Raw genomic sequence first — 6,514 nt, 5'->3', positions numbered from 1 at the left:
TGGTGGGCGCTGACGGGATCGAACCGCCGACATTCTGCTTGTAAGGCAGACGCTCTACCAACTGAGCTAAGCGCCCTTTTCAAAACATTTCATCGCTTGATGTGGTGCATTATAGAGAAAGTTTTAAGTGTGTCAAACGCTTTTCGAGAAGTTTTTTGCTTTTTTGCATTGAATGCTTAAAAAATAAGTTATTTTGACCAAAAATCTCGAAAAATCGAGCAAATTTCACCCAAATATTTAATTCTTGAAGATTTTTTTCTAAGTCTTTATGACTCTAAAATGCAATTTTCAAAAAAAATCTGTTGATTGATTAAAAAAATTACTCTCTATGGCATGTTCTGAGATATAAACTAACGCATCCTCAGCAATTAAATCATATAGCTCGATCACATCTTGATTACGCATTCGAATACAACCATGCGATAAGGCTATGCCCATCGGTTCATCATCTGGTGTGCCATGAATATAGATATAACGTGCAAAAGTATCGACCCCTTGACCTAGGTTAAAACCTTGCTCTAAACCTTGTAACCATAAAATACGCGATAAAATCCAATCACGATTGGGGTACTGGGCGGCCAATTCAGGGCTATAAATTTCACCCGTGGCTTGGCGGGCAATAAAAACTGAATTTTCAACTTGATTTGTGCCAAACTTTTGCGCAATTTTATGCCAACCACGCGGTGTCTTACCGCTATTTTCTGTTTCACCAATGCCATTTTTACCCGATGAAATCGAATACTGCTTATGATGTCGCGGTAGTATTAAGCTTTGCTGAGCTAAATCAATTAAAATATCTGCATCTTCAATCTGCATGTGAATTCATCTCTTTACATAGCACCCTCATCGGTTCAGGACGTAGCCATAGCCACATTGCCACCGTTAACATGGTGATATTGGTAAATACCTTGACCCAAAATGGTGCTGGGGTAAATAGCATGACGATACCACTGAGCAGCATCATCACAGATGCCCACCATTTGGCTTGACGCGGTACGGTGCCATGTTCACGCCATTGGCGTAAAGTTGCACCATATTTGGGATGATTGAGTAACCAAGCATCCATTTGTGGCCAACCTTTTGAGGCTGCCCATGCGGCTAAAATTAAAAATACGGTGGTGGGCATGCCCGGCAATACCGCCCCAATACCGGCAAGCACGACAAAAATCAGCACCAAAGTGCGCCAAAATAGGGTCTTCATTGCGCGGTCCTACAACTGTCATTTGGCTAGTATAAAGTGTAATGTAAAGCAATTGTGTAGTTTGAGCGAAGGAATATTGTCATGCAATCCGCCTATGAAGAACCATGGCTACAATTTTATCACCCGATTGTGCGCCAACTTGGTTTTGCCATTGCAAGTCCCAATATTCTGTGTGCTCTGCCTTGCGATTTGGTCTTGACGCACAAATTTCAGCTACATTCAGACGAAATTTGGCAACAACATTTTGAAGATTACTTGCCACGTTTACGTGAACTTGATGTCAATCCTAGGCCTTTACTGGAATTTGTGGCACAGCTCAAAAGCACACGTTTAGGGCTACGTTTTGAAATGCTGATTTGGTTTTGGCTACAAGACAGTGCCTATCACCCTTATCAGCTCTTAGGTCATAGTATTCAAATCATTGAAGGTGCTAAGACCTTAGGTGAATTGGATTTTTTGATTTATCACCGTGATTTTAAACGGATTGAGCATTGGGAAATTGCCTTAAAATACTATTTAGCCGAAGCAGATTATCGTTTTGAACATTGGTATGGCCTTAATCGTTCAGACCGTTTAGCACGTAAAATGTTACATTTCACCGAAAAACAATTTCAGTTTCAACAAGCCTTGCAGCACGATATAGAAGCACGTTTTTGTATGCTCAAAGGTCAATTGTATCTCCCTCAAAATATGCAACATACACTCCCCGCTTGGGTCAATCCTGCACGGCGTATAGGTCACTGGGGGCATCAACAACCCGAGCAAAGCTTAGGCTATTATCGCTTACAACGCCATGAGTGGATTTGTGCCAACTTGCAGCCAAGTAGTGAAACTGCGCAGTGGTGGACCGATGGTTTATATAAGCAGCAATTTCACCAGCACTATTATATGTTTCGAAAAGCGCCTTATTTGATGCGCGTTAACGCTTGATTTTTACACAGGCTTACATTTCACTACACAATCTTCATATTTTTTTTTAAGTACTAAAATTAATCTCAAATGAGCAAAACAACATCAAAACAATTTCAATAACGGAGTTTTCCATGAAAAAAGTGCTTGCTGCTACATTACTTGTGACATTTGCATTAACTGGTTGTAATACATTTAAAGGGGTCGGGAAAGACGTCTCTAAAGCAGGCCAAGGCATTAGCAAAACGGCTGAGCGTACACAAGAAAAAATGTAAGCTGAATATCCCTCAAAAGACCTTATCTTTGGATAAGGTTTTTTTATGTTCCGACTTCGCAGCGCTGAAAAATTCACCTATGATAGTTAAACATTATTAATAGATTTAGTCGGCATGCAATCCTCTGATACTTTAGACTTCAGTTTACAATTATTACGTCAACCTTCGGTCACGCCAGTTGATCACAGTTGCCAAAACATGATGGCAGAACGCTTACAAAATATTGGCTTTCATATTGAATCTATGCGCTTTGCCGATGTAGACAACCTGTGGGCGCGTCGTGGGGAACAAGAACCGGTGTTTTGTTTTGCAGGTCATACCGATGTGGTACCAACTGGACATTTAGACGCTTGGCACTCTGACCCATTTTTGCCAGAAATTCGCGATGGCAAACTGTATGGTCGTGGCAGTGCCGATATGAAAACTGCCCTTGCAGCCATGGTGGTTGCTTCTGAACGTTTTGTTGCAAAACACCCAAACCATAAAGGCTCAATTGCCTTTTTAATTACCTCAGACGAAGAAGGGCCATCAATCAATGGCACTGTGAAAGTGGTTGAGGCTTTAGAGGCGCGTCAAGAAAAAATGACTTGGTGTTTGGTGGGTGAGCCATCAAGTACGCATAGCTTAGGCGATGTGATTAAAAATGGCCGTCGTGGTTCATTAAATGCCAATCTCACCATTCAGGGCAAACAAGGTCATGTTGCCTATCCACATTTGGCAATTAACCCCATTCATAGGGCGTCTAAAGCTCTAGCAGAGCTATGCGATGTGGTTTGGGATCATGGCAATGACTACTTCCCTGCTACCTCGTTCCAAATCTCTAATATTAATGCAGGCACGGGTGCGACCAATGTAGTGCCTGGCAGTATGAATATTTTAACGAATTGGCGCTATTCAACTGAAGTCACCGCTGATGAATTGCAAGCACGTACTTTAGAAATTCTGGATCGTCATCAACTCAAGTACGATATTGAATGGACTTTGTCCGGTTTACCGTTTTTAACCCCAGTCGGTGAATTGGTCAATGCCGCCAAACAAGCGATTTATGATGTAACTGGCACTCAAGCACAGCTCTCAACCTCTGGTGGCACATCGGATGGACGCTTTATTGCACCGACTGGCGCGCAAGTATTAGAACTGGGTGTGCTTAATGCCACCATTCATCAAATTAACGAACATGTCGATGTTAAAGATTTAGAACCTTTAGCGGAAATTTATGAAAAGATTTTAGAAAATCTGCTCACTTAACACAAAAAAAGGAACTCCGTAGAGTTCCTTTTTTAATTTATAAACCTAATTTCTTTTCAACGGCTTGTAAATTAGGCACATGAAATATTCGCTCACCCACTTTGACATACTGAAATATCTCATCAGGTAGATCCTGTTGTTGGGCATCGACCACTTCTGAGATACGTAAGCGCATGGTTTGTGGCATTTCGTTACACATCAATGCAAAACGCTGTTGGGTATCTTCGCCTTCAATGACCAATGCCACCCCTTTAGTATGCTGAGGATGATGAACCGCATGCACAGGGAGCTGCAGATCATGCCAATCTACCGTTTTGACATCGGTTGCACTATCAAGTGCAGACAATACAATGTTTTGCGGCAATAACATGGGTGGCAAGTCATGGCATTCAATCACATAGGTATCAATAAAACCGGTCGAGACTGCAATTAAATGCTGGAGCTCTTGTTGATTTACCTGTTGCATCACATCTCCTTAAGCTGAGGCAAGCAAAAGCGTTTGGACTTGGGCCAATAGCTCTGCTTCTTGGAACGGTTTACCCATATAGTGATTCACGCCTAAACTCATCGCACGCTCACGATGTTTTTCGCCGGTACGTGAGGTAATCATAATAATTGGTAGATCACGATGAATCTCATGGTGACGCACAAGATTGGTCACTTCAAAACCATCCATACGCGGCATCTCAATGTCCAGTAACATCAGATCAGGGCGGCTGTTTTCAAGCTGTTCCATGGCATCCACACCATCTTTGGCGGTCATCACTTCATAACCATGACGCTCAAGTAAACGTGAAGTCACTTTACGTACCGTGACCGAGTCATCCACAATCATCACTAAGTGGCTTTGTTTATCGGTGGCATCAAAGTCACGTGAATTTTGCATTTGCGAGGTATCACGTAACGAGGTTTGTACCTGACGGGCAATGTTTTGACCATCTAAAATCAAGCAGACTTGACCATCACCTAAAATGGTGGCACCTGCAATTACACCGACTTTAGAGAACTGTTGACCAATGGATTTGACCACAATTTGTGAACGCGAACCAATCAACTGATCGACCAACAAGGCAATACTTTGCCCTGCACTGCCTTTAATCAGCAATACCGGTAAGGCAGTGCCCATATTATTTAAACGTGGCGCATTTTGATGCCCAACAAACTCGGATAAATAGCGTAATTTGTAATCGACATGGTCAATACTAAAGTGATCGGCATCACTGGCAAAGTAAGCTTCTAATGCACTTGGCGCAATACGGACAATACGATCAATTTGTGCCAATGGCAGCGCAAATTGTTGATCGCCGACTTTTACCATTAAGGCATCACTCACCGCAACCGTGGTCGGTACACGAATACTAAAGGTGGTTCCCTCACCTAATACTGATTCGACCGTGACATGACCACCGAGTTCACGAATCTCGCTTTGTACCACGTCAAGTCCAACACCACGCCCAGAAATTTGTGTGACTTGTTGTGCGGTACTAAAACCGGGGTGGAAAATAAACTGAATAATTTCTTGTTGATCAAGCTTTTGATTAACACCAATTAAACCTAAATTTTCTGCTTTTGCACGAATCTTGTTGGCGTCAATTCCCTTACCATCATCGCTAAAACTCACCACAACATCGGTACCTTGACGGCTGATATTGAGTTCGATTTGACCGACTTCTGGTTTACCCAATTTTAGGCGCTCTTCAGGGCTTTCAATACCATGATCGACCGCGTTACGCAGCATATGCTCAAACGGAGTAATCAAACGCTCTAAAATGGTACGGTCAAGTTCACCTTCGGTGTTATACACCACCAATTCCGCAGGACGGTTAAGGGCCGAAGAGGTGGTACGCACAATACGTTGTAAACGCGGCAACATCCCTGTAAAAGGCACCAAACGCGTACGCATAAGGCTTTCTTGTATCTCAGACTGAATACGTGATTGCTGTAACAATAAGCCTTCGGCATCACGAATTTTCTCTGCCAAAGTGACTTTAAAGTCCACCAAATCCGAAGCAGACTCCGACAGTGATTTAGACAACTGATTTAATGAGGAATATTGGTCCATTTCCAATGGATCAAAATCCTCATATAAAGAATGTTCATCACTGCTATGTTTGGCCAAAATCTGACTTTCTAGTTCGCCTTCCATACGACGCAACTGATCGGCTAGACGATGAATGGTCAAGTCCATCTCGTTGAGGAAATTGCCGAGTTGGGCTAAATCCATCTCGATACGCGAGCGGTTAATTGCATTTTCGCCCGACAAATCAATCATCTTCTCAACCAAGTCGGCTGAGATACGAATCATCTCGGTACTTTGGTCACTTTGTTTGTGATGTTGCCACTCACCTTGCATCGATGGCGGTGTTGTGCCATCACCTTGTACCCACTGTTCTTCTGGTCGCGGGGTAAAGAAATCCACTTGGGTGGCATGGCTTGGCAACTGAACAGTGCGGTTGGCGTATTCAATACTACTTAAACGCTGTGCCAAACTCTCAACATGACTGTAATCATGCTCATAAATTGCACGTCTTAACCACACCAAGGTACTTTCAAGCAAACTATCATGTACATTGGAGCTGACTTGATGTACAGCCAATTGTTCAAACACGGTCTCGAGCTGATAAGCGATTTGCGCAATAGGCTCAATTTGTGCCATGCGCGCGCCACCTTTAAGGCTATGTGCAGCACGTTGCAGTTGTAGCAATAAACTACGGTTACTGCGCTGTTCAAACCAAAAACTCAACAAAGTTTCGGTACGCTCAAGCAGCTCAATAGCTTCTTCATAGAAGCTCTGCTCTACAATTTGCTCTAAGGTCAGCTCTGATGTATCTGATGTATCTGATGTATCTGATGTATCTGATGTATCTGATGTATCTGATGT

At 42.8% G+C, this 6,514-nt stretch carries 7 protein-coding genes and 1 tRNA gene; 3 read left to right on the top strand and 5 right to left on the bottom strand.

Annotated features, from left to right (window positions below; all coding sequences use genetic code 11):
• The 3 genes from Q0Z55_RS12360 to Q0Z55_RS12350 form a co-directional block, all read right to left on the bottom strand.
• A tRNA-Val gene (locus Q0Z55_RS12360) sits at positions 1-76 on the bottom strand.
• A 212-nt stretch (positions 77-288) separates the two neighbouring features.
• Positions 289-816 carry a cell wall-recycling L,D-carboxypeptidase ElsL gene (elsL, locus tag Q0Z55_RS12355; protein WP_297429220.1) on the bottom strand — a complete coding sequence of 176 codons (528 nt, stop codon included), beginning with the start codon at positions 814-816 and terminating at the stop codon, positions 289-291.
• The gene (locus Q0Z55_RS12350) at positions 806-1,201 is read right to left on the bottom strand and encodes a YbaN family protein (RefSeq protein WP_297429217.1); all 396 of its coding nucleotides are present in this window, start codon (positions 1,199-1,201) and stop codon (positions 806-808) included. The genes elsL and Q0Z55_RS12350 overlap by 11 nt, the downstream gene beginning before the upstream one ends.
• Positions 1,202-1,282: 81 nt before the next feature.
• Between Q0Z55_RS12350 and Q0Z55_RS12345 the strand changes: the two genes are divergently transcribed.
• From Q0Z55_RS12345 to dapE, 3 genes are all read left to right on the top strand, one after another.
• The gene (locus tag Q0Z55_RS12345; RefSeq protein WP_297429212.1) at positions 1,283-2,131 is read left to right on the top strand and encodes a DUF1853 family protein; all 849 of its coding nucleotides are present in this window, start codon (positions 1,283-1,285) and stop codon (positions 2,129-2,131) included.
• 113 nt (positions 2,132-2,244) lie between these two features.
• Positions 2,245-2,385, top strand: coding sequence for an entericidin A/B family lipoprotein (locus Q0Z55_RS12340; protein ID WP_297429209.1), 141 nt, complete (start codon positions 2,245-2,247; stop codon positions 2,383-2,385).
• Between the two features lie 114 nt (positions 2,386-2,499).
• Positions 2,500-3,633, top strand: a complete 1,134-nt coding sequence (gene dapE / locus Q0Z55_RS12335; RefSeq protein ID WP_297429207.1) for a succinyl-diaminopimelate desuccinylase — start codon at positions 2,500-2,502, stop codon at positions 3,631-3,633.
• Between the two features lie 37 nt (positions 3,634-3,670).
• On the opposite strand, the gene Q0Z55_RS12330 is transcribed toward dapE, so the two are convergent.
• Both Q0Z55_RS12330 and Q0Z55_RS12325 read right to left on the bottom strand, forming a co-directional pair.
• Complete coding sequence (locus Q0Z55_RS12330) at positions 3,671-4,099, bottom strand: hypothetical protein (protein ID WP_297429204.1); 429 nt, start codon at positions 4,097-4,099, stop codon at positions 3,671-3,673.
• 9 nt (positions 4,100-4,108) lie between these two features.
• Positions 4,109-6,514 (bottom strand): response regulator (locus Q0Z55_RS12325; RefSeq protein ID WP_297429201.1); only part of this gene is annotated, 2,406 nt, incomplete at its 5' end.

This window comes from uncultured Acinetobacter sp. (assembly GCF_947626835.1).
In the GTDB taxonomy this organism is placed as follows: Bacteria; Pseudomonadota; Gammaproteobacteria; order Pseudomonadales; family Moraxellaceae; genus Acinetobacter.
The sequence above is the reverse complement of the archived record's forward strand: the minus strand, read 5'-3'. Positions and strand labels throughout refer to the sequence as shown.

Coding starts and splice junctions, on each gene's coding strand:
- elsL (WP_297429220.1), bottom strand. CDS start 816: ATGCAGATTGAAGATGCAGATATTTTAATTGATTTAGCTCAGCAAAGC.
- Q0Z55_RS12350 (WP_297429217.1), bottom strand. CDS start 1,201: ATGAAGACCCTATTTTGGCGCACTTTGGTGCTGATTTTTGTCGTGCTT.
- Q0Z55_RS12345 (WP_297429212.1), top strand. CDS start 1,283: ATGCAATCCGCCTATGAAGAACCATGGCTACAATTTTATCACCCGATT.
- Q0Z55_RS12340 (WP_297429209.1), top strand. CDS start 2,245: ATGAAAAAAGTGCTTGCTGCTACATTACTTGTGACATTTGCATTAACT.
- dapE (WP_297429207.1), top strand. CDS start 2,500: ATGCAATCCTCTGATACTTTAGACTTCAGTTTACAATTATTACGTCAA.
- Q0Z55_RS12330 (WP_297429204.1), bottom strand. CDS start 4,099: ATGCAACAGGTAAATCAACAAGAGCTCCAGCATTTAATTGCAGTCTCG.